Consider the following 25,179-nt stretch of genomic DNA (forward strand, 5'->3'; position numbering starts at 1 on the left):
TGACACGGCGTGGGGGCGGTGTCTGCGCGGGTGTCGGCGCGCGGGAGTCAGTCGACGAGCTCCTGCGTGCCCAGCACCACGGCGAGCGCCAGCCGTTCGGCGTCGGGCGTGCCAGGTTCGGCGGTGTAGACCATGAGGCGCAGGTCGTCGGCGGTCACCACGAGCACGTCGCAGTCGAGCGCGATGCGGCCGACGGCGGGGTGGTCGACGACCTTGTGCCGGGAGGTGTCGCGGGGCAGCTCCGGGGTCTCGGACTCCCAGAGCTCGGTGAAGCGCGGGCTGGCGGCGGCGAGGTCGCGCACGAGGCGGCCGACGGCCGGGTCGGCGGGGTACCGGGCGGCGGTGAGGTGCAGGTCGGCGACGAGACGGGCCACGACGTCGGCCTCCTCGTGCGGGGTGTGCACCACGCGGCTGCCCGGTCCGGCCAGGTGCCGCCACAGCGCGTTGCGCTCGATGCCGCGCCAGCTCGTGGTGGCGCCCATGAGCGCGTCGTAGGGGGAGTTGGCGACGATCAGCGTCTGCGTGGCGTCGTAGACGGCGACGGCGGTGCCGTCGAGCCGGTCGAGCAGACGCTGCACGCTGGGCGGGATGTGCCGGGGCACGAGGTCGAGCCCGGGTGCGGCGTGCCCGGCCAAGCGGTACAGGAGGTCGCGTTCGTCGTCGGGCAGCCGCAGGGCGCGGGCGAGCGCCTCGACGACCTGGGCCGACGGCGAGACGGCCCGCCCCTGCTCCAGGCGGGTCAGGTAGTCGGCGGAGATGCCGGCGAGGCCCGCGAGCTCCTCGCGTCGCAGCCCCATGGCGCGGCGGCGGGGTCCGCGCGGCAGGCCGACGGCCTCGGGGGCGACGGCGTCGCGCCGCCGCCGCACCATCCGGCCGAACTCCCAGGCGTCCACGGTCCCAGTGTGCGCGGGCGGGGCGGGGTTGTCCTGGCCCTGGTGGTCCTACGACAACGGGACGGCTCCCTGTCCCGCGCCGGGCGGCCGACGCTGGAGGCATGACAACGACACTGATCACCGGGGCCACGCGCGGCCTCGGCAAGGAAACGGCCCGCCAGCTCGTCGCCGCCGGGCACACCGTCTACGTGGGTGCCCGGGACGAGGACGCGGGCCGCGCGGTGGCCGCCGAGCTCGGGGCCCGCTGGGTGCGGCTCGACGTCACGGACGACGCGTCCGTCGCGGCCGCGTTCACGCGCCTCGAGGCCGAGGGCGGGCTGGACGTGCTGGTCAACAACGCCGGCATCGCGCTGCTCGCGCTGAACGGCCCGGACGCCCTGGCGGTGTTCGACACGAACGCAGTGGGCGTCGTCCGGGTCACCGAGGCGGCGTTGCCGCTGCTGCGCCGCTCGGCGAACCCGGTGGTGGTGAACGTGTCCAGCGCCCTGGGCTCGTTCTGGGCCAACCACTCCCCCGACCGCCCGGCCTCGCAGGTCTCGGCGATCGTGTACGGCGCGAGCAAGGCGGCCGTCTCCATGCTCACGGTGCAGTACGCGCGCGCCGTCCCGGAGGTGCGGATCAACGCGGTGGAGCCCGGCTACACGGCCACCGAGCTGGGCGGGCAGCCCAACCCGCACGGCCGCCCGGTCGAGGTCAGCGCACGCACGGTCGTGCGGCTGGCGACCATCGGCCCGGACGGGCCGACGGGCACCTTCCAGGAGGACGACGGCGAGCTGGGCTGGTGAGCGGACGCCGGGCGTGCGGATCACGCGCACGCCCGGCGCGCGCCGTCAGGCCGCGCGGACCGCCACCTCGAACACGCGGGCCACGTCGGGGGTGTAGTTCGACGGGTCCGTGACCACCAGGCGCACCTGGTCGACGGCGGCGGCCGGACCGGGCGCACTGACCAGGCCGAGCGTGTTGTCGTCGAACGCCGCCGCCTGCTGCCACCCGGCGGACGTGTGCACCTCGACGGTGAAGTCGCGCAGCACGTTGACCGAGCCACCGCCCACGAACCCGCTGTACACGTCGATCTGGTCCACGACGGTGGGCGCGTCGAGCGTGATCGTCAGGGTGGGTGCGGCGTCGCCCTCCGCCGAGAGCCAGCGGCCGGCGTTGGTGCAGTCGCCGTCCACCGCCTTGGCCGCGCCGGAGGTGCTGCTCCCGGACGACGAGGCGACCGCCGTCGCCCCCACCGCGGCATGGTCAGCGCACGGGGACGCGTACGGCTGGTCGGCGAGCCAGGCCTTGATCATGGCGCCCTGGTGCTCACCGCCGAGCAGGTTCCAGTCGTGGTCGAACATCTGGGGCTTCCAGTAGTTGTCGAAGAGCCAGGCCGTCCAGCTGATGTGCGGGCGGGCGTCGAGGTACTGACGCAGCGGGATGCCCCAGCCCGACGTCGTGCCCTGGGTGACCACCGGGTCGGAGAACTCGCCGGGCGGGTTCCAGCCGAACTCGGTGAGGATGACGGGGATCTGCTGGGCCGCGTTGCCGAACTTGGCGTCGAGGTTGGCGGCCGTCGCGTCCCCCTGGTTGGGGTACAGGTGGTAGACGTAGGCGATGTCGGTGCCCGCGATCGGGTCGGCCGCCGCCTGGTTGACGTAGGTGCTCCACTGGGGGCTGCCCATGAGCAGCAGCGTCTCGGGCGCGACGGCCCGGATGTCGTCCACGACCGGCTGGATGTACGACTTCCACGTGGCCCAGCTCGCCGGGGCGACGGGCTCGTTGAAGACCTCGTAGATCACGTTCGGCACGTCGGCGTACAGCGGCGCCACGTAGTCCCAGAACTCCGAGACGGCGGACTGCGGCACCCCGGTGCTGCCGTAGTCGGACACGTGGTGCAGGTCCACGATGATGTAGACGCCCAGCTCGACGGCCTGCTGCACGTACGGGTCGACGTACCGGGCCACGTTCTCCTCGACGGTCAGCGAACCCCAGACCGTGACCGGCAGGCGCACCACGTCGGACTGCCAGCCGTCGGACACGGTCATGTCGATCACGTCGGAGATCGGCTTCGGGTTGCACTCGGGGCACTCGGCGTTGTGCCGCGGGGCGAGCACGGACACGCCGCGCAGCTGCACGGGCGTGCCCGACGCGTCGACGATCGTGTTGCCCGAGGTGCCGAGCCGGGAGACGGCGGCGGGGGCGGCGTCGGGCGACAGGCCGGCGGGCGCGACCTCGGCGCGCACGACGTCGGCGGACGCCGCGCCGGCTGCTCCCGCCGCGGGGACCGCGAGCCCCAGACCCGCCACGACCAGCGCGAGCGCGGACGCGACGGCCGCGGGCCGTGCCGGCTTGCGCCGCGGCGGGCGGACGGCGGGGCGGGAGACGTCGGAAGACGGGCTGGTGGGCTGGGGCCTGCGACCCCTGAACAGGATGTTTCGCAGCACGATGGTTCTCCGTTCTTCGTCGAACGAGCGGTCGAGCTGGTACAAGACATGGCACAGATGGGAACAGCACGACGAGATCGGTCGGATGCCCTGAGACCGGTCGATTGACCGACCGATCTCAGCGCATCGGACCGAAGTCGCTGGGTTCGGTCAGTTGCCTCCCCTCACTCGCGGTGGGTGCGGATGTGGTCGGGCCAGGCGAGCGTGATACCGAGCGTGCCGGTCAGCAGCCGCTGGTAGTCCGCGAGCCGCGCGGGGTCGTTGCGCACCTTGCGCGGCGGCAGGCCGCGGTCCAGGCAGAACGCGACCAGGGCGCCGACGGCCTCGCCGATGCCCCACTCCACGGGGTGCAGCCGGTAGCAGCCGTTCGTGATGTGCGTGGTGCCGATGTTCTTGCCCGCGGGCAGCAGGTTCTCCACCCGCACCGGCACCAGGGCGCCCAGCGGCACCTGGAACGGGTACGCCTCGATGTCCACGTAGGAGCGCCCGGCCGTGCTGGGGTGCAGGTCGATCCGGTAGCGGCCCAGGCCCACGGTGTCACCGAACACCTCGCTGCCCGCGCCGTCGGGCCGGGCCTGGACGCCCACGTGCTGCTCCGTCACGGTCAGCTCCGCCCGGATCCGCCGGGCCTCGCGGATGTAGGGGGTCTTGGCCAGGCCGTCCGGTGTCCCGGTGACGTCGGGGCGCAGACGCAGGCCGGGGTAGCCCGTGCCGCCGTCGGACCGGGGCGCGTCCGTCTGGAGCCAGTGCAGGAACGAGAACGACAGGTCGCGCGCGCCCGCGAGCGCCGATTCCCGGGCGGCGGCGTCGACGCCGGGGCCGAGCAGGGGCGCGGCCCAGTAGTCGATCTGGGGCCAGTTGACGATCGTGACGTCGCGGACGGCGCCGTCGGCGAAGTTGTCGCGGGCCAGGACCCGGCGGAAGGTCCACAGCGGGAAGTGGGCACCCCGGGCGTGGTCGGCCTCGAACAGCCGCCAGGTGCGTCGTTGCAGGGTGATGGGCACGACGTCGTCGAACGAGAGCTGCGGGCCGGGCCAGAAGGGGGCGACGGTGGTGCGCCAGTGCTCGTACCGGGCGGGGCGGTCGATCGTGTGGTCCTCGCCGGGCCGGTGCTCCAGGGCGAAGCACCAGGAGATCGCCTGCTGGTCGAGCGGGTCGGCGACGGCGGGGGCGTGCGGCTCGCCGGTCTCGTCCTGTCCTTCGGCGCCGACCACGTGCTCGACGCCCGCGAGGTCGAGCAGGTCGCCGAGCTCGGTGGCGTCCACGACGTAGTCGGCCTGGACGGTGGTCTCGGTGCCCGTGCGCGTGTCGCGCAGGGTCACGGCGTCCACCTCGTCACCGGAGGTGTGGGCCGTGACGGGCTCGTGGCACAGCAGCAGCTCGATCTGCCCGCCCGCGCGCCAGGGCGCGACCATCTCCTCCAGCACGGCGGCGGCGACGCGCGGCTCGTGGCACAGGTGGCTGACGATGCCGAGGCCGGGGTCCAGCAGCGGGTCGGCGGCGGCGCGCGGCGTCAGGGGGTAGTTGCGCCGGTAGTAGTCGCGCACGCGGCGGCGCAGCTCGGCGTAGCCGGGCGGGGCGTAGCGCTCCTCGATCCAGGTGTGCTCGTCGGGCGGCACGGCCTGGGCGGTGAGCTGACCGCCGAGCCACTCGGTGGGCTCGGTCAGCACTACCCGCCGGCCCAGCCGGGCCGCGGTCAGCGCGGCGGCCACGCCGCCCATGCCTCCGCCGACGATCAGTACGTCGGTCTTGCGCTCTCTCGTCCCCGCGCTCATCCGGCGTTCCCCTTCGTCGGTGCTGATGGTCTGGCCGGCGGCGCGGCCACGGTCTCGCCCTCGACGACGACGCACTCCACGAGTACGTCCGCCACCGGCTCGCCGGGTTGGTCGAGCATGCCGACGAGCGTGTCGATGGCGAGGCGGCCCACCTCGCGGCGCGGGATCTGCAGGCAGTCCCAGCGCACGGCGGCGTCGGGTCCGACGCCTTCCAGGACGGCGACGGAGACGTCGCGCGGGATGGTCAGCCCGCGCGCCGCGAGCCGCTCGGCGAGCGGGTTGGCCAGCCACTCGGCGTCGGCGACCACCGCGGTGACGCGTCCGTCGGCCACGGCGTCGAGCCATGCCGTGCCCGGCCCGGCGGTGTCGAGGCCCGCGCCCTCCAGGCCCGGGCTCGCCGGCGACACGTCCCGCAGGCCGCGCCGCGCGACGGCGGACTCGTAGCCCCGCCGGCGGTCCGCGTAGGACTCCTCGTCGATGCCGGCGCGCAGGTAGCCGATCCGCTCGTGCCCGAGGTCGGCCAGCCGGTCGACGATGGCGGCGGCGGCCGACTCGTAGTCGGGCACGACGCACGTGATGCGGGTGCCGGGCACCTCGCGGCGGCCGATGTGCACGAAGGGGTACCCGTCGGCCTCCAGCCGGGCCAGCTCGGCGCGGTCGGCGGCCACGCCGAGCAGCACCGCGCCGTCGGCCACGTTGAGGCGGTTGACGCCGTCCCGGTAGACGCGGCGCCGACCGTCGCTACCGCCCGTGGAGGTGAACAGCACCAGGTCGTGGTCGATCTCCTCGGCGCGCTCCTCGATGCCGAGCAGGAACTCGAAGTAGAAGTCCTCGCGCGCCCGCGGGAACACCGCCTCGAAGGTGTGCACGCCGAGCAGGCGGTTGCGGCCGGTGCGCAGCTTGCGCGCCGTCGGGTTGGGCACGTAGCCCAGCTCCTTGATCGCGTCCTGGATGCGCCGCACGGTGGCCTCGGGGATCCGCGCGGCGTCGGTGTCGCCGCCGATCACGCGGGACACGGCGGACTGCGAGACGCCGGCCAGGCGGGCGACGTCGGACTGGCGGGGCGCCCGGGCGCGGCGCGGGGTGGTGGTCACTCGTTCTCCTGGGTGGGCTCTGACGGCTCGGGCGTGGTGCGGCCGGCGGCGTGCAGCCAGCAGCGGGTCCAGCGCCCGTCGCCGAGGTCGGCGCGCGGCGGGGCCTGCGTGCGGCAGACGTCCATGGCGAACGGGCAGCGTGGGTGGAACCGGCAGCCGGGCGGCGGGTCGATGAGGCTGGGCGGCTCGCCCAGGCCGTCGGCGTCGGCGTCGAACAGCGCCTCCCGGTCGCGGGCGCCGCGGTCCGGGTCGGGCGACGAGTCCACGAGCAGCCGGGTGTAGGGGTGCTGCGGGTCGGCGATGACCTGCTCCTTGGGCCCGCCCTCGACCATCTCGCCCGCGTACATGACCACGACGTCGTCGCACAGGTAGCGGGCGCTGGCGATGTCGTGCGTGATGTAGAGCAGCGCCAGGCCGTCCTCGGTGCGCAGCCGGTCGAGCAGGTTGAGCATCTCCAGGCGGATGGACACGTCGAGCATCGAGATGGGCTCGTCGCCCAGCAGCACCTTGGGCTCCACGGCCAGGGCGCGGGCGATGACGACGCGCTGGCGCTGCCCGCCGGAGAGCTCGTGGGGGAACTTGTCGGCGTACTGCTCGGCGGGCGTCAGGGCCACGCGCTCCAGCAGCTCCCGCACCCGCCGGTCCAGCTCCGCCGTGCCACGCACCCCGTGGTGCAGCCTGAGGGGACGCTCCAGGTTGTGCCGCACGCGGTGCAGCGGGTTCAGGGAGCCGAACGGGTCCTGGAAGATGAGCTGGACGTCCTTGTGGTAGCCGCGCTCCACGCGCCCGCGGCGCTGCCGCACCGGCACGCCCTCCAGGGCGATCTCGCCGCTCGTGGGCGCGTAGAACCCGGCGAGCAGCCGGGCCAGCGTCGTCTTGCCGCTGCCCGACTCCCCCACCAGCGCCACGACCCGGCCGCGGTGCAGGTCGAGCGTGGCGCCCTCGACGGCGCGCACCACGGACCGGGCGCCGACGGCGGAGCGCACCGTGAAGTGCCTGGTCACGTCGACGGCGGACAGCACGGGTGGTTCCGGCGCGGCGACGGGGGCCGACGGCGCGGGGGTGGTCGCGGTCATGACGCTCCTCCTTCGGTCCGGACAGCCGCCGGGTCAGGTGCCGAGTCAGGTGCCGAGTCAGGTGCCGGGCCGGGTCTCGCGGCCGGCTCGTGCAACCGGCACGCGACGGCGTGCCCGCCCTCCGCCGGCCGCCCGAGGGTGACCAGCTCCGGCCGGTGCGTGTCGCACCCCTGGAACCGAGCCGCGCACCGCGGGTGGAACGGGCAGCCGGACGGCGGACGACGCAGGTCGGGCGGCGTGCCCGGGATCCCGGTGAGCCGTGTCAGGGGCGCGTGCAGCGGCGGGAACGAGTCGCGCAGGCCGCGGGTGTACGGGTGGCGCGGGTCGTCGTAGAGCTCCCGCGCGGTGCCGAGCTCCACGATCCGCCCGGCGTACATGACGGCGATGCGGTCGGCGAGCTCCAGCAGCAGCGACAGGTCGTGCGTCACGAAGACGACGGCGAACCCCAACGTGCGGCGCAGCCGGAGCACCTGGGCCAGGATCTGCCGTTGCATGACGACGTCGACCGCCGTCGTCGGCTCGTCCATGACCACCAGCTCCGGGCCGCACGCGAGGGCCAGCGCGATGCTGGCGCGCTGGCGCATACCGCCGGACAGCTCGTGCGGGTAGCTGCGTGCCCGGTCCCCCGAGATGCCGACCGTGGCGAGCAGCTCGGCGGCGCGCGCCCAGGCGGCGTCCTTGCTGAGGGTCCGGTCGTGGGTGCGCAGGGCGTCGGCGAACTGCGCGCCGAGCCGCATCACGGGGTTGAGGGCGTCCATGGCGCTCTGCAGCACGATCGACAGGGACGTCCAGCGCAGCGCCCGCAAGGCCTTGGGGCTCGCGGTGACCAGGTCGATCGCGGGGCCGGCGTCGCGCGGGTGGAACACGATGCTGCCCGCTGTCGTGACGGCGGGCGGGCGCTGCAGCCTCGTGAGAGCCGTGATCAGGGTGGACTTGCCGGAGCCGGACTCGCCCGCGACGCCGAGGATCTCGCCGCGGCGCAGCGTGAACGTGACGTCGGCGCAGGCGCGCACGGGGTCGCCGTCGGTCACGTACTCGACGGTGAGGCCGGAGACGTGCAGGACGTCGCCATCCGCTCCGCGCGCGGAGGTGGTCCCGGCGTCGGACCGATCGGTGTCAGGCACGAACTGGGTGACCATCAGGCATCGCTCCCTACGGTGGTCTCGGCGGCGGTCGTCTCGGCAGCACGGTCGTGGGCACGGCGCACCACGGAGCGCCGTACCGTGCGCAGCTTGGGGTTGGCCAGCTCGTCGACGCCGAAGTTCACCAGCGTCGCGGCCGTCGCAACCAGCGCGATGCACAGCCCCGGCGGCACGAACCACCACCACATGCCGCGCAGCACGGCGCTCTGCTGCTGGGCGGCCTGGATCATGGTGCCCCAGCTGATCGCGCCGGAGTCGGAGATGCCGAGGAACGCGAGTCCGGCCTCGGCCATGACGCCGCCGATGACGCCCGAGAGGAACATCGCGGCGATCCAGCCGGTCAGGTGCGGCAGCACCTCGTGGAACAGGAGCCGGTGGTGCGGCTCGCCGAGGGTGCGCATGGCGAGCACGAAGTCGCGGTTGCTCACGCTCATGGCCTGCGCGCGGATGGTCCGGGCGCCGCCCGACCAGCCGAAGAAGCCGATGATCAGCGCGATCACCCACAGCCCCGTGCCCTGCATGTAGCCGGCGACGATGAGGATCAGCGGCAGCACGGGCATGACGATGAACAGGTTGGACAGGAAGTTGAGCCAGGCGTCCGTGCGGCCGCCGAAGTAGCCGGCGGGCAGGCCGACGAGGATCGCGAGCGCCGTGCCGATCACGGCCGAGAGGAACCCGACGAACAGGGAGCCGCGGGCGCCCTCGATGGTCTGGGCCAGCACATCCTGGCCGAACTGGGTGGTGCCGAGCCAGTGCTCGGCGCTGGGCGGCCGGCCGATGGCGGTGAGGTCGTTGGCGCGCGGGTCGAGGCCGGGGATGCTCGCCGTCAGCCACGGGCCGAGGATCGCCAGGAGCACGAAGAATCCGATGACCGAGAGGCCGACGCGGACCTTCCATCCCTTCAGCAGTCCCGTTCTCATTGCACTCACCCCTGTTCCCGGATGCGCGGGTCGAGCACCACGTACAGGGAGTCGGCCAGAAGGTTGGCGAGGAGCGTCGCGAGCGTCACGATCAGGAAGACCCCCTGCATCATCGGGTAGTCGCGCTTGGTGAGGGACTCGAACAGCAGGTAGCCGATGCCGGGGTAGCTGAACACCGTCTCGGTGAGCAGTGCGCCCCCGATCACACCGCCGAGCGCCATGGCGAACCCGGTGAAGCTCGGCAGCATGGCGTTGCGTGCGGCGTACCGCAGGATCACCCGGCCGCGCGAGAGGCCCTTGGCCTGGGCGAGCAGCACGTAGTCCTCGCGCACGGTGGTGACGGTCATGTTCCGCATGCCGAGCAGCCAGCCGCCGAACGCGGAGAACACGATGGTGGCGGCGGGCAGTGCCCCGTAGTGCAGCACCGAGGCGAGGAAGGGCAGGTTGAAGCCCTCGGCGAGGTTCGCGTCGTAGCCGCCGGACAGCGGGAACCAGCCCAGCACGAACCCGAACACCCACAGCGCCAGCAGCGCGACCCAGAAGTACGGCACGGACGACAGGAACGCCGTCAGCGGCGTGAGGATCGAGTCGAGCCGGCTACCGGCCTTCCACCCGGCGACGACGCCGAGACCGGTGCCGAGCACGAACGCCAGCACGGTGGTGGTGCCGACCAGCAGGAGTGTCCACGGGAGTGCCTGGAGCACGAGCTCGCTCACCGGCACGGGGAAGTTGACGACGGAGACGCCCAGGTCGAACCGCGCGAGCTGGCCCAGGTACCCGGCGAACTGCTCGCCGAGGTTCTGGTCCGGGTCACCGAAGATCGCCCGGATGCTCTCCAGGGTCTCGGGCGGCACCTGCTGTCCGCTGACGCGCTGCAGCTCCTCCACGATGGCGGACGACGGGTCGCCCGGCATCAGCCGCGGCAGCAGGAAGTTCAGCACGATCGCGGCGGCCGCCGCCGCGGCGTAGAACCCCAGCCGGCGCAGCAGGAACCCCCAGCGGCGCACGGCCCGCACCGCGGCCGTCGGTGTGGGTGGCGCCGACGTGGGCGCCTCCGTCGTCGTCATGTCAGTCCTCCGCCGGCTCGAGGTCGAGCAGCGTGAGGATGAGGTCCGGACCGAGACCCACCATCGGGATGTGGTCGAAGTCGTCCGGTGTGGGCCAGCCCTGCCAGCGGGAGGCGTTGATCTGCACGAAGTAGAAGTTGTCGTACAGCGGGCTGAACGGCACCTGGTCCACGACGAGCCGCTGCATCCGCAGGCCCAGCTCCTTGAGCTCGGCCTCGTCGTCCGTGCTCTCCATCGCGTCGATGATCTCGTCGGCCTCGTCGTCGGACCAGCGGCCCTGGTTGAGCGTGGCCGACTCCCCCTCCGGCACCACGAAGTCGCTGTCCAGGAAGTTGTAGACGCCGTACACGCCGGCCCCGCCCGTGGAGGCGGCCGTGATGTCGAAGCTGCCGAGGTTCATCGCGTCGTAGTACCCCGCGGTGGGCTGCCCGGCGGGCTTCACCTCGAGGCCCAGGGCGTCGCGCCAGCCGTTGATGAGGATGTCGGCGTAGCTGCCCCACGCCCAGTCGTTGTTGAACAGGATGCTGGGCCGGTAGCTCTTGCCGTCCTTGACGAGGGCGCCGTCCTCGACGGTCCAGCCGCCGGCGGTGAGCTCGGCCCGGGCCGCGTCGGCGTCGACCGGCCACGGCTCCGTGAGCTCCGGGTCCACCCAGTCGGCGTAGACCGTGGCGTTCAGGCCGGTGGGCCCCGCCTCGGTCCCGGGGCGCTGCAGCGTGGTCGTGATGGCGGTGCGGTCCATGGTCATGGCCAGCGCGCGGCGCACGTGGACGTCGTCGAACGGGGGCCGGCCGGCGTTGAACATGGCCGACATGGCGCCGCCGTTCGGGTAGAGCTGGTACAGGTGGTGCTCCGGGTCCTGGGCCGTGAACTCCTGCTCGCCGCCTGCCCACGAGCCCTGCGCGATGTCGATGTCCCCGCGCAGGAGCTGCGCCTTGGCGGCGTCCTGGCTGGTGGGGATGATCTTGTACGTGGACATGGGCAGCGCGCCGCCCCAGTAGTCGTCCCGGGCCGTGAGCGTGACCTGCTGGGGCTTGAACTCCGCCAGGGTGAACGGTCCGGTGCCGACCGGCTCCGGGTTGGTCCAGGTGTTGAGGTCCTGGTCGCGCCAGATGTGCTCGGGCACCATCGGCAGCAGGATGTTGGCGAACTGCTTCACGGTGGCGAACGACGGCTCGGCGAACGTGACGGTGAACGTGAGGTCGTCCACCTTCTCGGCCTTCTCGTAGGTGACGCCCGCGATCGAGAACTCCGGCTGCTCGATCGGCAGGTTCAGCGAGAAGACGGCGTCGTCCGCGGTGAACGGCTCGCCGTCCGAGAAGGTGACGCCGTCGCGCAGGTGGACCGTGAGCGTGGTGCCGGCGTCGTCGAACTCCCAGCTCTCCGCGAGCCAGGGTTCGACCACGGCGCCGTTGCTGTAGTCGACGCGCATGAGCGGCTCGTAGACCAGCTCCATGTTGGGCGCCTTGTCGACCGCAGGGCCCACCACGTTGTAGTTGTGGACGAACGTGGTGCCGCCGTCCGTCTTGCCGTAGACCATCGTGTCGTCGCGTCCGCCCGCGGTCTCCTCGCCGGACGTCGAGCCGCCCGCACAGGCCGAGGTGAGCAGGACGACGGCGACGGCCAGCGCTGAAACGCGCCGTCCGAACGATCGTGCGTGTCCCATGCCAGATCCCTTCCGCTTCGTCGAGGTAGGTCAGTCTGCTCATACGTATGAGCACCGGTTCGCGGCGATGCGGAGGGTTGCTCCTACGTATGAGCGAGGACATTAGGGGCGTGCGGGGTGGGGTGTCAATGGGTTCGGCCGGGCGAACACCGTGCACCGCGACGGACGCTCGCGGACCGGTACACGCCTAACGCAGCTCGAACTCGAACCGTTCGACCCACCCGAGGTCGAGGTCCTGCCGGGCCACGTCCCTCAGCACTGCCACGATGTCGTCGAAGAGGTCGGCACCGAGCCGTGACCTGCTCGTCGCGGAGTCCAACCAGATGATCCTCAGCGGCCGGTCCACGTCGGTCGAGAGCCGATCATGCAGAGCGGCCAGATTTCGCCCGTACCAGGGCCCGAGATCCAGCTGCTCCGCCAGTACCCGATGGACGTCGGACTCCGTCGTGACCGAACGTCCTTCGATGCGTATCTCCGCCATGCTCACCGCCCCCGTCACTGGATGAACGTCTCGGTATGTCCGCCCGTGCTGCGTGAGCGTCCGGTGCCTACGACCCGGCCCGCCCCCGCCGGGCCGCCCGCCCGTCGAGCTCGGCCTCGTGGATCGCCCGCTCCAGCGCCTCGGCCACCTGGCCTGCGACGTCGCGCAGCAGCCGCGCCTTGTGCAGCGCGTTCCGTGCCTCGGCCGGGGTGTCGGCGTCGAGGTCGATCGTGACGACGCGACCGCAGTCGGCGACGGAGAGGCGCGCGCTGACGCGCCTTCCGCGCTCGTCCGGGTCGAATCCGGGCTCGACGGTGATATCAGCCAGCGCGTACGCGCCGGCGTGGTGGCCGCGCAGGTTCAGGAAGGTGCGGCGGTAGAAGCGCCGGAACGCCATGGGTACCTCGTCTCAGGACAACTCCCGCCTGAGTGGGCGGGGTCGGTACCCGCCCCATGACCCGCCGGATGCTCGCACCATGCCCGCCACCCTACGCGCACGGCATCCGTGCGCGCACCGGTTCTCGCACGGCGGCGCCGGCCCGCCGCGCACGACGCCGCCGCAGCCGGCCCGCCGCCATGCGTCCCGCCGATTCCCAGGCACCATAGGGATACGGCACACGAGCCCAGCCCCATCCGGACCGCGCCACGGAGGACACCGATGACCACCGAGACCCCGCGTCACACCGCCACCGCGACCACCCACATCGCGGAGCCGCCCGAGCGGGTCTGGGCCGAGCTCACCCATCCCGGGGCACGGTGGATGCTGGGCGCCAACGTCGAGACCGACTACCGGCCCGGCAGCCCCATCACCTTCGAGGGACACTTCTTCGGCCGGGTCTTCGCCGACAAGGGCACCGTCATCGCCGTCGACCGCCCGCGCCTGCTGCACTTCACGCACTTCGCGCCGCTGAGCGGGCTCGACGACGTGCCCGAGAACTACCACGAGATCCGCATCGAGCTCGTGGCGGACGACGGCGGCACGCGCGTCACCGTGGTCCAGGACAACATCGACACGGCACACCACGCCTCCGCCGCCGAGGGGCACTGGAAGGACGCCCTGGCCACGCTCGCCCACCGCGACGACGGGACGGGCAACACCCACTGGTGAAAGGTCAGCCCGCCAGCGCCGCGTACCGCGCGCTAAGGGGCACGTAGTCGGCGTCGAAGTCGCCGAGGTCCGGCAGCTCGCCGCCCTCGACGGCGGCGACCAGGCGGTTCAGGTACCACTCCCAGCCGGGTCCGGTCTCCGACAGGGTCTTCGGGTCGAGCTCCATCTGGCGCAGGGTCAGCGTGGTGCCGCCCTCCACCTCCGCCAGCTCGGCGCGCAGGCGCCAGTGCCCGTACTCGTCGACGGCGCTCACCGCCAGCAGGTGCGGCGCCTCGCAGGCGTGGACCTGGAACTCCGTCGGGTCCGCCGGCTCGGCCTCGGCGGTCATGGTCACCAGCACCCGGCCGGTCGACGGGTCGCCCGTCCAGGTGCCGAACCAGCGGGCCAGGCGGTCCGGGTCGGTGACGCTCCCCCAGACGTCCTCGATCGGCGCCCTGAACCGGCGCACCAGCACCAGCGTGCGCCCGTCGTCCTCCAGCTCTCCGGTCAGGTTCATGCGATCCGCTCCTTCGTGGTCGTGGTACCTGGTGTGGGGGCCGTGCCGGCTGCAGACGTCCCCCGGCGGCGGTCGCGCGCCGCCCGGCGCACCTCGGTGTCCAGCCCGTCGAGGTGGCCGGCCGAGACGGGTGCCCGCCGCGCGGCGAGCGCGCCCAGCAGGTCACGCACCTCCGCCAGCGGGCCGGGGTCGAGCGTGTAGCGCCGCTCCCGGCCGTCGTCGGTGCCTCGCACCAGCCCCGCATCGCTCAGCACGCGCAGGTGCTTGCTGATCGCCGGGCGCGACACCGCGTGCCCGGCCGCGAGGTCCACCACGCGCGCCGGACCCGCGGCCAGCCGCAGCAGCAGGTCACGGCGGATCGGGTCGGCGAGCGCTGAGAAGACGTCCACCCCCTAATGGTAACCGACCGGTTACCATTCGTCAGGATCCGGGCGGCGCCACCGAGCCACGCTCCACCAGCCGCACACCGAGCGAGACCGGCGCGGCACCGGGCCCGGCCACGCCCTGCGACCGCCCGGCCCCGCGCTCGATCTCCTCCAGCACGATGCGCGACGCCTCCGCCACCTTCGCGGGCATGTCCTGCGCGATCGTGGTCAGCCCCGGCGTGGTGTACGCGCCGAAGTCGAGGCCGTCGAACCCGATCACCGACACGTCGCCGGGCACCGACCCGCCCGCCTCCGCGATGCCCGCCATGATGCCGACGGCGAGGTGGTCGGCCGTCGCGAACACCGCCGTCACCCCGGGGTGGTCCCGGCGCAGACGCACGCCGAGGCGCCGTCCGTCCTCGAACGAGGTGAGCACCTCGACGGCCCGGACGCCGCCCGGTTCGAGACCCCCCTCCAGGCACGCCTCGCGGAAGCCCGCCCAACGCCGGCCCACCACGCCCATGCCCTGGTAGGGCGGCCCGGCGAAGAGGACCCGCCGGTGCCCGGCGTCGGCCAGGCGTGCCCCGGCGAGGCGCCCGCCCCGCTGGTCGTCGCTGCGCACGCCGACGACGCGGGGGTTGGCCGAGTAGCTGTCGATGGCGACCAGCGGCACGGTGTCGACGCGCAGCCTGTCGACCTGCTCGTCCGGGAACTCGACCAGCACCACGCCGTCGAGCGACCAGCCGCGCACGGTCTGCGCCACCTGGTCCTCGTGCTCGATCCCGCGCAGCAGCACGTGGTAGCCGTGGTGCCGCAGGTGGGTCTCCATGCCGCCCACGACGGCGACGGTGTGCGGGCTGACCAGCAGGCTGTTGTTCTCCCCCACCGGCACCAGCGCGGCCACGATGTGCGACCTGCTCGCCGCGAGGCTGCGCGCCGGGATGTTCGGCACGTAACCGAGCCGGGCGGCGATGCCGAGGACCCTCTCGATCGTGGCGGGCGAGACGCGGGCGCGCTTGCCGTTCATCACGTTCGAGACGGTCATCACGCTGACGCCGGCCTCGTCCGCGATGTCGCTGAGCTTGACGGTCACGCGGCCCTCTCTCGTCGATGGTCCCTGCCGACATCCTAGGGACGCCCTTGACCGCGCGGCAGGAGGCGCCGTACCGTCGCACCGCAAAGTTTACCGCTAAACCTTCCGGTCCCGGCGATGACGCCGCGGCCTCCCCGCACGACGGGCGCACCGCGGCGCCCGCGACGAGACGGAGCGACAGCATGACACCCACCCTGACGACATGGCGCAGACGCCTGGCCCTGCTGGCGGCCCTCGCGCTCGCCGGCACCACCCTCGTGGCGGTCGCGGCCCCGGCGGGCGCCGCGACCACGCGGTACCAGGCCGAGCAGGCCGCCCTGTCGGGCGGCGCCGTCGTCGCCACGGAGCACGCCGGCTACACCGGCACCGGCTTCGTCGGCGGCTACACCGACGGCAACAAGGGCACCGCGACCAGCACGTTCGCCGTGACCGCGGCGGCGTCGGGCCCGCACACGCTGGCCCTCCGGTACGCCAACGGCACCGGCTCGGCCAAGACCCTCACGCTCCTGGTGGACGGCGCCGCGCAGCAGGTGACCCTGCCCGCGACCTCGGGTTGGACCACGTGGGCGACGCAGAGCACGGTCGTCACGCTGTCCGCGGGCAGCCACTCGATCGCGTACCGGTTCGGCTCCGGCGACTCGGGCAACGTGAACCTCGACGCCCTCGACGTCAGCGACTCGGGCGGAGGCAGCGGCGCGGACTACGGTCCCGGACCCACGTTCGAGGCGGAGGCCGCGACCCTCGCGGGCGGCGCCGTGACCGCCGCGGACCACACCGGGTTCTCCGGCAGCGGGTTCGTGGGCGGGTTCACGGACGGCAACGCCGGCTCGGCGTCGGTCACGTTCACGGTGCAGGTCACCGCGGCGGGAGCCAAGGACCTCACGGTCCGGTACGCGAACGGCACCGGCTCGGCCCGGACCCTCTCGCTGTACGACGGCGGCACGCGCCTGACGCAGCTGTCCCTGCCCGCGACCGCGAGCTGGGACACGTGGGGCACCGTCACGCACACCGCGACGCTGACCGCGGGCAACCACGACCTGCGGCTGACCTACGCCTCGGGCGACAACGGCAACGCGAACATCGACAGGCTCGACGTCTCGGCGAACGTGCCACCGCAGCCCGCCGACCCGGGCGAGGCCGAGACCGCGTACCGCTCCGGGAACGCGGCGGTCGCGAGCGCCACCGGCGGCTTCACGGGCGCGGGCTACGTCGGCGGCTTCACGACGGCGGGGGCGCGCGTGCTGCGCACGGTCCAGGCCGGTTCGGCGGGCACCGCGACCGCCACGTTCCGGTTCGGCACGCCTGTGGGCGGGCGCACCCTCGACCTGCTGGTCAACGGCCGGGTCACGGGCCAGGTGAGCTTCGCCGCCGGCAGCGGGTGGCGCACCGTGACGGCGAGCGTGCCGCTCCGGGCGGGCGTGAACACGGTGGGCGTGCGGGCGGCGAGCGCCGGCGCCGACGTGCTGCTGGACAGCATCGCCGTCTCGGGTGAGACGGACCTCGCGGCGCGCGGCGCGTCGACGTCGTACACGCAGTACGAGGCCGAGGCGGGCACGACGACCGGAACCAGGCTGGCGCCGTCGCGCACCTACGGCACGGTGCAGGCCGAGTCGAGCGGGCGCAGCGCGGTGCGGCTGGACGCCGTCGGCGAGAAGGTGGACGTGACGCTGACCGCCCCGGCGAGCGGGGTCGTGGTGCGCTACTCGATCCCGGACGACGCCGCCGGGACCGGGCAGACGTCGCCCCTGGCGGTGTACGCGAACGGGACCAAGCTGAAGGACGTGACGCTGACGTCGGCCCACGCCTGGCAGTACGGCGAGTACCCGTTCCACAACGACCCGTCCCTCGGCGCCGCCCACCGGTTCTACGACGAGCTGCGGTTCGAGATCCCGGAGCAGGCAGCCGGAACGGTGCTGTCGCTGCGGAAGGACTCGGGCGCCGTCGCGCACATCGACCTCGACCTGATCGAGGCGGAGCGGGTCGATGCCCCGCTCACCGCGCCCGCGGGCGCGGTCTCGATCACGGCGCACGGCGCGACGTCGGGCGGGGGTGACGACACGGCGGCCATCACGGCGGCGGTCGCCGCCGCGAAGGCGGCGGGCGTGCCGGTCTGGATCCCCGCGGGCACCTTCCACGTGAACGACGCGATCCGGGTCTCGGGTGTGTCCGTGCTCGGCGCCGGACCGTGGCACTCGGTGATCGTGGGTACCGGCCGGGCGGGCGGCTTCTACGCGACCGGCGGCGGCGTGACGATCGCCGACGTCGCGGTCTTCGGCTCGGCCACGGTCCGCGAGGACGCCGAGGGGCAGGCCGCGATCGAGGGCGACTTCACGGGCGAGTCGCTGCTGCAGAACATCTGGGTGCAGCACACCAAGGTGGGCCTGTGGGTGCGGCCGGGGTCGCGCGACGTGCTCGCGGTCGGGCTGCGCGTGCGCGACACGTATGCCGACGGCGTGAACCTGCGCTCGGGCGTGACCAACGCTCAGGTGACCCAGTCGACGTTCCGCAACACGGGCGACGACTCGCTGGCGATGTGGTCGGACGGCGCGGCCGTGAGCGGCAGCGTGTTCTCGTTCAACACCGTGCAGGCGCCGGCGCTGGCCAACGGGCTGGCCGTGTACGGCGGCGGGGGCGGCAACCGGGTCGAGGACAATCTCGTGGCCGACACCGTCAACGCGGCCGCGGGCATCGCGGTGAGCACGCGGTTCGGGGTGCCGTTCACGGGTACGACGACGGTGGCGCGCAACACGCTGACGCGCACCGGCAGCCGCGAGCCGAACTGGCCGGCCGAGCTGGGCGCGCTGTGGGTCTACGCCGACGTGCACGCCATCGACGCGCCGATCGTGATCCGGGACCTGACCATCCAGGACAGCACGTATGCGGGCGTGCTGATGTCGTGGCAGAAGTCGATCCAGCAGGTCAGCCTCGACCGGGTGAGCATCACCGGTTCGGGCACCTACGGCATCGAGCTGCACGCCGCGGGGAGCGCGTCGTTCGCGAACACGACCGTCTCCGGCTCGGGGACGGCGGGGCTCCTGAACGACATGGGGTTCGTGCTGGACCGGCAGGGCGGGAACTCGGGGTTCTGACCCGTTGATTCCCGGGGCGGCCCGGGCCTGTGGTGGCCCGGGCCGCTCCGGACGACGTCGGCTACTTGCCGCCCGTCGTCGCGATGCCCTGGACGATGTACTTCTGCCCCACGAGGAACACCACGAACACCGGGACCAGGCTGACGACCGACATCGCGAACAGCGGCCCCCAGCTGCTGGCGCTGGTCGAGTCGACCAGCGAGCGTAGCGCGACCGAGGTGCTGAACATGGCCGGGTCCGTGAGGTAGATGAGCTGGGTGAAGAAGTCGTTCCAGGTCCAGATGAAGGTGAAGATCGTGGTGGTCACCAGGGCCGGGCGCATCAGCGGCAGCAGGATCTGGGCGTAGATCCGGAAGAACCCGGCGCCGTCGATCCGGGCGGCCTCGTCGAGCTCGCGCGGGATGCCGCGGATGAACTGGACCATGAGGAACACGAAGAACGCGTCCGTGGCCAGGAGCTTGGGCACGATGAGCGGCCAGAACGTGTTGACCCAGCCGAGCTGGGAGAAGATCACGTACTGCGGCACGATCACGACGTGGATCGGCAGCATGATCGTGAGCAGCATGATGCCGAAGAACACGCGCCGTCCGCGGAACCGCAGGCGGGCGAACGCGTAGGCCGCCATGGAGCAGGAGACCAGGTTGCCGACGATGGCGCCGAGCGCGATGAGGCTGGAGTTGACCAGGTACCGGCTGAACGGGAGCCCGGCGCTGTCCCAGCCCTCGACGAAGTTCGCGAGGTCGTCGCCCGCCGGCCACAGGCCGGGCGACGTGAAGATGTCCGGCTCGTCGCGGACGGCGCTGACCAGCATCCAGGCCAGCGGGTAGGTCATCGCCAGCCCGATCAGGATGACGACGAGGTGCTTGGTCGCGGTCTTGAGCGTGTCAGTCGTCATAGAACACCCAGAATCGTGAGGCCCAGAAGTTGATGGCGGTGAAAGCGGCGACGATCACCAGCAGCACCCAGGCCATGGCGGACGCGTACCCCATCTGGAAGTTGCCGAAGCCGCTCTGGTAGAGGTACAGCGTGAAGAACATCGTCGAGTCGGACGGTCCGCCGGTACCGCCGGACACGATGAAGGCCTGCGTGAACGCCTGGAAGGCGTGGATGATCTGCAGCACCACGTTGAAGAAGATGATCGGCGTGATCATCGGCAGCGTGATCCGCGCGAACCGCGCCCAGCGCCCGGCGCCGTCCACGGCCGCCGCCTCGTAGAGCGAGACGGGCACCTGCCGCAGGCCGGCCAGGAAGATGACCATGGGGGCGCCGAACGTCCAGACGTTGAGCACCACGAGCGTGCCGAGCGCGGTGTCGGGGTCGGCCACCCAGGCGGGGGCGTCGTGCACGCCGAGCAGCGCGAGCCCCTGGTTGACCAGGCCGTCCGCGCCGAACAGCCGCCGCCACAGCACGGCCACGGCCACGGACCCGCCCAGCAGCGAGGGCAGGTAGTACACGGAGCGGTAGAAGGCCAGGCCGCGCATCCCCCGGTTGAGCACCACGGCGATGCCCAGGGCGGCGGCGAGCTGGAGCGGCACGGAGACGAACACGTAGGTGAAGGTGACGCCCAGCGAGTTGAGCAGGCGTTCGTCGTCGAGCATCTGCACGTAGTTGGCCAGGCCGAGGAACTCGGGCGGCTGGAGCAGGTTGTAGTCCGTGAGCGAGACGTAGAGCGAGGCGACCATGGGCCCGGCCGTGATGAGCACGAGGCCCGCCAGCCACGGCACCAGGAAGAGGTAGGCGGCGCGCTCCTCCTTGCGGGCGGCCTCGCTCAGCACCTCCGAGCCGCCCTGCCTGCGCAGCGTGCGCAGCTCGCCGAGCGCGCTCATCGCAGCACCCGCGCGGCCTGCTCGAAGAACTCGGTGGCGGCGGCCGAGACGGTCGCCTCGCCGAAGCCGATGTCCTGGTCGAGCTTGACGAACAGCGTGAGCAGCTCGTTGTAGCCCAGCGGCCAGGCCGGGGGCGCGGGCGGGACGGAGCCCGCGATGCGGCCCACGTAGTCGACGGCGCGCTGCTCGGCGGACCCGGCGTCCAGGTCCAGCAGGCCGATCGCCCGCTGCGACGGCGGCACGCCGAGCACGATGCCGAGCGTGCGGATCGCGTCGTCGTCGTTCACGAGGAAGTCGATGATCCGGGCCGCCTCGTCGGGCTGCGAGCTGGTCGAGGCGATGGACCAGAAGTCCAGGCACTTGACGAACAGGCCCGAGCTGCCCGTTCCTGCGGTGGGCGGAGTCAGGATGTCGAGGGGGCCGTCGAGGAACGGCTGCACGAACGCGACCTGCTGCACCCAGCCGAAGCCCACCGCCGTGGTGCCCTTGGCCAGCGGCCAGGTGTCGAAGCCCGCGACCTCGGCCGACACGGCCGCCGGGGGCGCACCCCGGTTCGCCCGCAGGTCGTCCCAGTAGGCCCACCACTCCTCGAGCACGCCCTGGTCGAACGCGAGGTCCGAGCCGTCCGGCGTGAACATCTCGGTGCCGTGCTCGCGCACGTACGACTCGAAGAGCTGGAGGCTGCCGCCCTGGTCCATGGACCCGTACACGTCGTCGCGCGCGGCGCCGACCTCCTTGGCCCAGGTGCCGAAGTCGGCCCAGGTCCACGTCTCGTCGACGTCGGCCACCCCGAGCGCCGCCACCAGGTCGCGGTTGACGAACGCGGCGTTGGCGATGGAGCTCTGGCTGACGCCGTAGTACGTCCCGTCGATGCGGGCGCTGTCGGCGATGTCGGGGGCCATGTCGTCGATGTGGATCGCCGAGCCGAGGTAGGGCGACAGGTCGGTCAGCGCGCCGCGGTCGGCGTAGTCGGCGAGGTAGCTCATCGACATCCGCATCACGTCGGGCGCGGAGCGGCCGGCCGTCTGGGTCGCGAGGCGGTCCCAGTAGTCGTCGAACGCCGAGAACTGGGCCACGACGTCCACGTCCGCGTGCTTGCGGCCGTAGAGGCGGACGAGCTCCTGCATCGCCTCGTGGACGGGGTCTCCCCCGTACCAGCTCAGGCCTGGTCTGCCCGGCGGCGAGCCGGTGGGGCGGCAGGCCGCGAGGGACGCCGCCGCGAGCCCGGCCAGGGTCACGCCCAGGAGCTGGCGGCGGGTGAGGTCGGGGGTCATGCGGTGGCTCCGTCCGGGTCGAAGGCCCAGTTGTGGGGTGCGCGCTTGGCCGTGTACGCGCCGGCGGGCAGCTCGTCCTGCGCGCGGAGCATCCACTGCGTCAGGCGCCACAGCAGGTCGGCGCGGTCGGCGGCGTGGGCGGGGTCGTGGAACAGGTCGTGCACCTCGGCCGGGTCGGCGGCGAGATCGTACAGCTCGCCGCTGCCGTCGCTGTGCACGATCAGCTTGAGGTCGCCGTGCCGCAGCATCCGCGAGCGCCCGCTCTGGGTCACGGTGTTGAGCTCGTCGAACGTGCGGCCCTCGTACGGGAAGTGCAGGGGCGGGCGTTCGTCGGCGCGGTAGGTGAGGCCGCCGAAGCCGCGTTCGGCGTAGAGGTCGTCGAACTCGGGTGACGTGCGCCCGGGGTCGAGCAGGAGGGGCGCGAGGCTGCGGCCGGTGACGCCGTCGGGGACGGCGGAGCCCACCAGCTCGGCGACGGTGGGCAGGATGTCCACGATGGAGACCAGCTCGCCGCGAGTGCGGGCCGCGACCGGTCCCCCGCTGACGAAGAACGGGATCCGCATGAGCACCTCGGGCATGCCGGCGCCCTTGCGCTGCAGCCCGTACTCGGCCACGTAGTCGCCGTGGTCGCTGACCATGATGACCAGCACGTCGTCGCCCAGCGTGGCCCAGACGTGCTCCATGAGCCGCTTGACCTGGTCGTCCAGGAGCCGGAGCTGTCCGCAGTAGTTGGCGCGGTAGCGGGCGCGCTCGTCATCGTAGCCCGGGCGCTTCTCCTCGATGAGCTCCTGGAGCCAGGCCCAGTGCCCGCCCTTGGCGCGCGCGACGTCGGGCCCGTGCAGGCGCTCCGGGATCTGCTCGGCGGGGAACATGCTGAAGTACGGCTCGGGCACCTGGTAGGGGTTGTGGGGCTCGGGGAAGGAGACCCACAGGAAGGTGGGCACGGACGGGTCGGCGCCCAAGATCTCGTCCACGGCGTCGGACACGATGCGGTACGGGAGCGAGGCCTCGAGCGGGAAGGGGGTGGGCTCGTGGGCGACGCCGTGGTCCAGCTCGTCGAGCCACCGGTCGAACGCCTCGTGCTGCGGGTTCCGCTCGGGTCCGTCGGTGTGGAAGTAGGGCCCCCGGTAGGCGTCGAAGTCGTCCGGGCCGCGGTGCATGTGCGGCTTCCCGGCGAACACCCGCCGGTATCCCGCCTCGCCCAGCACGTCGAGCAGGTCACGGTCGTAGGACGCCGCCGCGGCGGTGCTGTTCTGCGTGACCCGGTGGGCGGACGGGAACCGGCCCGTCAGGAGGCTCTCCCGGGCGGGCACGCACAGCGGCGAGCTGGTGTAGCCGCGCTGGAAGTCGGTCCCCCGCTCCGCGAGGTGGTCCAGGAACGGGGTCGTGTCGAGGGGGAACCCGGTACGGGCCGAGAGGTCGGCCCGGTGCTGGTCGGTCATGATCAGCACGATGTGGGGCGCGGCTGGTGGCGCGTTCATCTTTTTCCTTCCACTGTGGAACGTTGCATCCTCGGGGAGCGGGTCGCCGCGGGCGGTCTGCGCCGCCCGCGGCTCGCTCAGCCCTCCGTGACGGTGATGTCGCGCCAGCTCCCGGTCCCGGTCTGCGCGCGGACCCCGACGGCGCCGTGGGTGAAGCAGCCGGGGTCGGTGTACGTCAGCTCGACGGGCGCCGCGCTGCCGCCCGACGGCGTCCCGGTCACGGTGAAGGTGCAGCCGTGCGCCTCGACCGTCACGTGGTACCAGGCGCCCCGGGCGAGCCCGCCGGGGATCGGGACGCCGGCCAGCGGGGTCCACGTGCCGTCCATCCTGCCGAGGGACAGCGTGGTGGTGGAGACACCGGCGTAGTAGCCGTCGAGCCGGTCCGCGCCGACGCGGGGATCGGTGACCCGCACCACGAAGCCGGCCTGGGGCCCGGTGTCGATCCGGACGTCACCCTCCAGCGTGTAGTCGGTCCACCCGGTGTTGCCGGCGACCGCCTTGTTGCCGTCGCTGCCTCCGCAGGTCTCGGAGAACACACCGTCCGCCGTGGTCCAGCAGCCCCCGTAGTCGATCCAGCCCGACTGGCCGTCGTCGAACGCGCTGGCGTACGGGAGCTGGCCCACGGAACGCGTGCCCGTACCCTCCATGCACCCGGTGGAGCCGACGGCGGTGGCGGCCGTGTAGCGGACCGAGGCCGCGTCGGGGCTGAGCAGCAGGTTGGGGCTGTAGCTCGTGCTGCACGCCTCGGCCTGGGCGGTGCGGGGCTGGAACGGGGCCGGCATCCAGGTCCAGGGACCCTGGCCGTCGGGCGGGCCGACGAAGATGGCCTGCCGGTCCTCGCGCGTGAACGCGTTGTCGGCGGCGAAGCGGGTGCGCATGCCGGTCAGCAGGAGCTGCCCGTCGGGTCCTCCCTCCGGGGTCCACACCACGTACGGGCTGCTGCCCAGGTACCTGCCGTCCGTCGTGACCGCCATGGTGCCGAGGTCGGAGGGTCCGGAGCCCCACGTCTCCCCGCCGTCGGTCGAGGTCTTGGTGTAGGCCTCACAGTTGCGGCCCTCGCCGCAGATCTCGTAGGCCAGCACCATGGTCCCGTCCGGGAGGGTCGCCACCGTGGGCATCCCGGGCCGGTCGGTGGCCACGTCGCTGCGCACGTCGACGACGAGGCCGGGGCTGAAGTTCGTCGATCCGTCGGGGTTGGCGCTCCAGGTGACGCCGCCGTCGTTCGACACCATGTGCGCGAGCACCTGGGCGTGCTCCGGCTCGGTCCGCTCGTCGGAGAAGTACATCGCGAGCTGCCCCGCACCGTTGACGGTGAGGAAGGGCTCCCAGACGCCCGAGCCGCCGTGCGGCGCGCCGATGCTCCCACCGCCGGTCTGCAGGATCGACTGGAAGGTCCAGCTCGCGCCGTGGTCGGTGCTGCGCCACAGGACGAAGTCGGTCCGGACCTTCTCGCTGGGCGCGATGTTCCCCGCCAGCAGCAGCGTTCCCGCCGGGAACTCCCCCATCGCCGTCGGCAGCTCGAAGAGGAACGGCTGCCAGAACTGGTCGGACGGGTGGTTGGTGCCGGTCAGCGGGTCGGTCAGCGTGGTGAGCGTCGTCCAGGTCGCGCCGTCGTCGGTGGACCTGCGGATGATGAAGCTGCTGGGCGTGCCGTCCGTGGTCGCGTGCTCGAAGGTGCCGATCAGGGTGCCGTTCGCCGAACCGCTGTGCTCGAGCCGGATGATCCGCGGGTAGGCGAGACGCTCCGTCGTCGAGGAGCGCGTGTACATGCTCTCGCCCAGGTCGTTCGCCGAGGCGCTCCGCAGCTGCAGGGCGCCGAGCACGCTCAGCAGCATCACCACCGCGGCCAACGCACCGACCCACCGTGCCGCACGCGGCACAGGAACCTCTCGCATGGTGCCTCTCCT

The 25,179-nt window shown here is 72.6% G+C and carries 22 protein-coding genes; 3 read left to right on the plus strand and 19 right to left on the minus strand.

The window, feature by feature from the left end:
* Window positions 1–47: 47 nt before the first annotated feature.
* Entirely contained in the window at window positions 48–893 is an 846-nt protein-coding gene (locus tag ACIBBF_RS02240) for a helix-turn-helix transcriptional regulator (RefSeq protein ID WP_397410034.1), read from the minus strand.
* A 101-nt stretch (window positions 894–994) separates the two neighbouring features.
* On the opposite strand from ACIBBF_RS02240, the gene ACIBBF_RS02245 reads away from it, so the two are divergent.
* Entirely contained in the window at window positions 995–1,678 is a 684-nt protein-coding gene (locus ACIBBF_RS02245) for an SDR family NAD(P)-dependent oxidoreductase (protein WP_397410036.1), read from the plus strand.
* Window positions 1,679–1,723: 45 nt separating this feature from the next.
* Here ACIBBF_RS02245 and ACIBBF_RS02250 read toward each other — a convergent pair whose 3' ends face one another.
* The 10 genes from ACIBBF_RS02250 to ACIBBF_RS02295 all read right to left on the minus strand — a co-directional run bounded on the left by ACIBBF_RS02250 (window position 1,724) and on the right by ACIBBF_RS02295 (window position 12,937).
* Window positions 1,724–3,322, minus strand: a complete 1,599-nt coding sequence (locus tag ACIBBF_RS02250) for a cellulase family glycosylhydrolase (protein WP_397410038.1) — start codon at window positions 3,320–3,322, stop codon at window positions 1,724–1,726.
* 164 nt (window positions 3,323–3,486) lie between these two features.
* Window positions 3,487–5,097, minus strand: a complete 1,611-nt coding sequence (locus tag ACIBBF_RS02255) for an FAD-dependent oxidoreductase (protein ID WP_397410040.1) — start codon at window positions 5,095–5,097, stop codon at window positions 3,487–3,489.
* Window positions 5,094–6,191 carry a LacI family DNA-binding transcriptional regulator gene (locus tag ACIBBF_RS02260; protein ID WP_397410042.1) on the minus strand — a complete coding sequence of 366 codons (1,098 nt, stop codon included), beginning with the start codon at window positions 6,189–6,191 and terminating at the stop codon, window positions 5,094–5,096. Before ACIBBF_RS02260 ends, ACIBBF_RS02255 begins: the two co-directional genes overlap by 4 nt.
* The gene (locus ACIBBF_RS02265) at window positions 6,188–7,267 is read right to left on the minus strand and encodes an ABC transporter ATP-binding protein (RefSeq protein WP_397410044.1); all 1,080 of its coding nucleotides are present in this window, start codon (window positions 7,265–7,267) and stop codon (window positions 6,188–6,190) included. The genes ACIBBF_RS02260 and ACIBBF_RS02265 overlap by 4 nt, the downstream gene beginning before the upstream one ends.
* Window positions 7,264–8,391, minus strand: a complete 1,128-nt coding sequence (locus tag ACIBBF_RS02270; protein ID WP_397410046.1) for an ABC transporter ATP-binding protein — start codon at window positions 8,389–8,391, stop codon at window positions 7,264–7,266. The genes ACIBBF_RS02265 and ACIBBF_RS02270 overlap by 4 nt, the downstream gene beginning before the upstream one ends.
* Before the next feature lie 14 nt (window positions 8,392–8,405).
* The gene (locus ACIBBF_RS02275; RefSeq protein ID WP_397410048.1) at window positions 8,406–9,329 is read right to left on the minus strand and encodes an ABC transporter permease; all 924 of its coding nucleotides are present in this window, start codon (window positions 9,327–9,329) and stop codon (window positions 8,406–8,408) included.
* Window positions 9,330–9,334: 5 nt separating this feature from the next.
* Window positions 9,335–10,396 carry an ABC transporter permease gene (locus ACIBBF_RS02280; protein ID WP_397410050.1) on the minus strand — a complete coding sequence of 354 codons (1,062 nt, stop codon included), beginning with the start codon at window positions 10,394–10,396 and terminating at the stop codon, window positions 9,335–9,337.
* 1 nt (window position 10,397) lies between these two features.
* Window positions 10,398–12,059 carry an ABC transporter substrate-binding protein gene (locus ACIBBF_RS02285; protein ID WP_397410052.1) on the minus strand — a complete coding sequence of 554 codons (1,662 nt, stop codon included), beginning with the start codon at window positions 12,057–12,059 and terminating at the stop codon, window positions 10,398–10,400.
* Window positions 12,060–12,246: 187 nt separating this feature from the next.
* A complete protein-coding gene (locus tag ACIBBF_RS02290) occupies window positions 12,247–12,540 on the minus strand; it encodes a barstar family protein (protein WP_397410054.1) in 294 nt (97 codons plus the stop codon).
* Between the two features lie 67 nt (window positions 12,541–12,607).
* The gene (locus ACIBBF_RS02295; protein WP_397410056.1) at window positions 12,608–12,937 is read right to left on the minus strand and encodes a hypothetical protein; all 330 of its coding nucleotides are present in this window, start codon (window positions 12,935–12,937) and stop codon (window positions 12,608–12,610) included.
* 261 nt (window positions 12,938–13,198) lie between these two features.
* Between ACIBBF_RS02295 and ACIBBF_RS02300 the strand changes: the two genes are divergently transcribed.
* Window positions 13,199–13,648 (plus strand): SRPBCC domain-containing protein, encoded by a 450-nt coding sequence (locus tag ACIBBF_RS02300; RefSeq protein WP_397410058.1) that lies wholly within the window; start codon window positions 13,199–13,201, stop codon window positions 13,646–13,648.
* Window positions 13,649–13,652: 4 nt separating this feature from the next.
* On the opposite strand, the gene ACIBBF_RS02305 is transcribed toward ACIBBF_RS02300, so the two are convergent.
* The 3 genes from ACIBBF_RS02305 to ACIBBF_RS02315 are packed head-to-tail and all read right to left on the minus strand — an operon-like array spanning window position 13,653 to window position 15,602.
* Window positions 13,653–14,144, minus strand: coding sequence for an SRPBCC family protein (locus ACIBBF_RS02305; protein ID WP_397410060.1), 492 nt, complete (start codon window positions 14,142–14,144; stop codon window positions 13,653–13,655).
* Window positions 14,141–14,533 (minus strand): ArsR/SmtB family transcription factor, encoded by a 393-nt coding sequence (locus tag ACIBBF_RS02310; RefSeq protein ID WP_397410062.1) that lies wholly within the window; start codon window positions 14,531–14,533, stop codon window positions 14,141–14,143. Before ACIBBF_RS02310 ends, ACIBBF_RS02305 begins: the two co-directional genes overlap by 4 nt.
* Window positions 14,534–14,564: 31 nt before the next feature.
* Window positions 14,565–15,602: a LacI family DNA-binding transcriptional regulator gene (locus ACIBBF_RS02315; RefSeq protein WP_397410064.1), complete on the minus strand. Its 1,038-nt coding sequence runs from the start codon at window positions 15,600–15,602 to the stop codon at window positions 14,565–14,567.
* 182 nt (window positions 15,603–15,784) lie between these two features.
* Here ACIBBF_RS02315 and ACIBBF_RS02320 point away from each other — a divergent pair, with 182 nt between their 5' ends.
* Window positions 15,785–18,691 (plus strand): CBM35 domain-containing protein, encoded by a 2,907-nt coding sequence (locus ACIBBF_RS02320; protein WP_397410066.1) that lies wholly within the window; start codon window positions 15,785–15,787, stop codon window positions 18,689–18,691.
* Window positions 18,692–18,752: 61 nt separating this feature from the next.
* Here ACIBBF_RS02320 and ACIBBF_RS02325 read toward each other — a convergent pair whose 3' ends face one another.
* The 5 genes from ACIBBF_RS02325 to ACIBBF_RS02345 all read right to left on the minus strand — a co-directional run bounded on the left by ACIBBF_RS02325 (window position 18,753) and on the right by ACIBBF_RS02345 (window position 25,167).
* On the minus strand, window positions 18,753–19,586 hold the full coding sequence (locus tag ACIBBF_RS02325) for a carbohydrate ABC transporter permease (protein WP_397410068.1): 834 nt from the start codon (window positions 19,584–19,586) through the stop codon (window positions 18,753–18,755).
* Window positions 19,576–20,517, minus strand: a complete 942-nt coding sequence (locus ACIBBF_RS02330; RefSeq protein WP_397410070.1) for a carbohydrate ABC transporter permease — start codon at window positions 20,515–20,517, stop codon at window positions 19,576–19,578. Before ACIBBF_RS02330 ends, ACIBBF_RS02325 begins: the two co-directional genes overlap by 11 nt.
* The gene (locus tag ACIBBF_RS02335) at window positions 20,514–21,791 is read right to left on the minus strand and encodes an extracellular solute-binding protein (RefSeq protein WP_397410072.1); all 1,278 of its coding nucleotides are present in this window, start codon (window positions 21,789–21,791) and stop codon (window positions 20,514–20,516) included. The genes ACIBBF_RS02330 and ACIBBF_RS02335 overlap by 4 nt, the downstream gene beginning before the upstream one ends.
* Window positions 21,788–23,272 (minus strand): sulfatase-like hydrolase/transferase, encoded by a 1,485-nt coding sequence (locus ACIBBF_RS02340; protein ID WP_397410074.1) that lies wholly within the window; start codon window positions 23,270–23,272, stop codon window positions 21,788–21,790. The genes ACIBBF_RS02335 and ACIBBF_RS02340 overlap by 4 nt, the downstream gene beginning before the upstream one ends.
* 77 nt (window positions 23,273–23,349) lie before the next feature.
* On the minus strand, window positions 23,350–25,167 hold the full coding sequence (locus ACIBBF_RS02345) for a sialidase family protein (RefSeq protein ID WP_397410076.1): 1,818 nt from the start codon (window positions 25,165–25,167) through the stop codon (window positions 23,350–23,352).
* Between the last annotated feature and the right edge of the window lie 12 nt (window positions 25,168–25,179).

This window comes from Promicromonospora sp. NPDC050880, from assembly GCF_044456525.1.
Classification (GTDB): domain Bacteria; phylum Actinomycetota; class Actinomycetes; order Actinomycetales; family Cellulomonadaceae; genus Promicromonospora.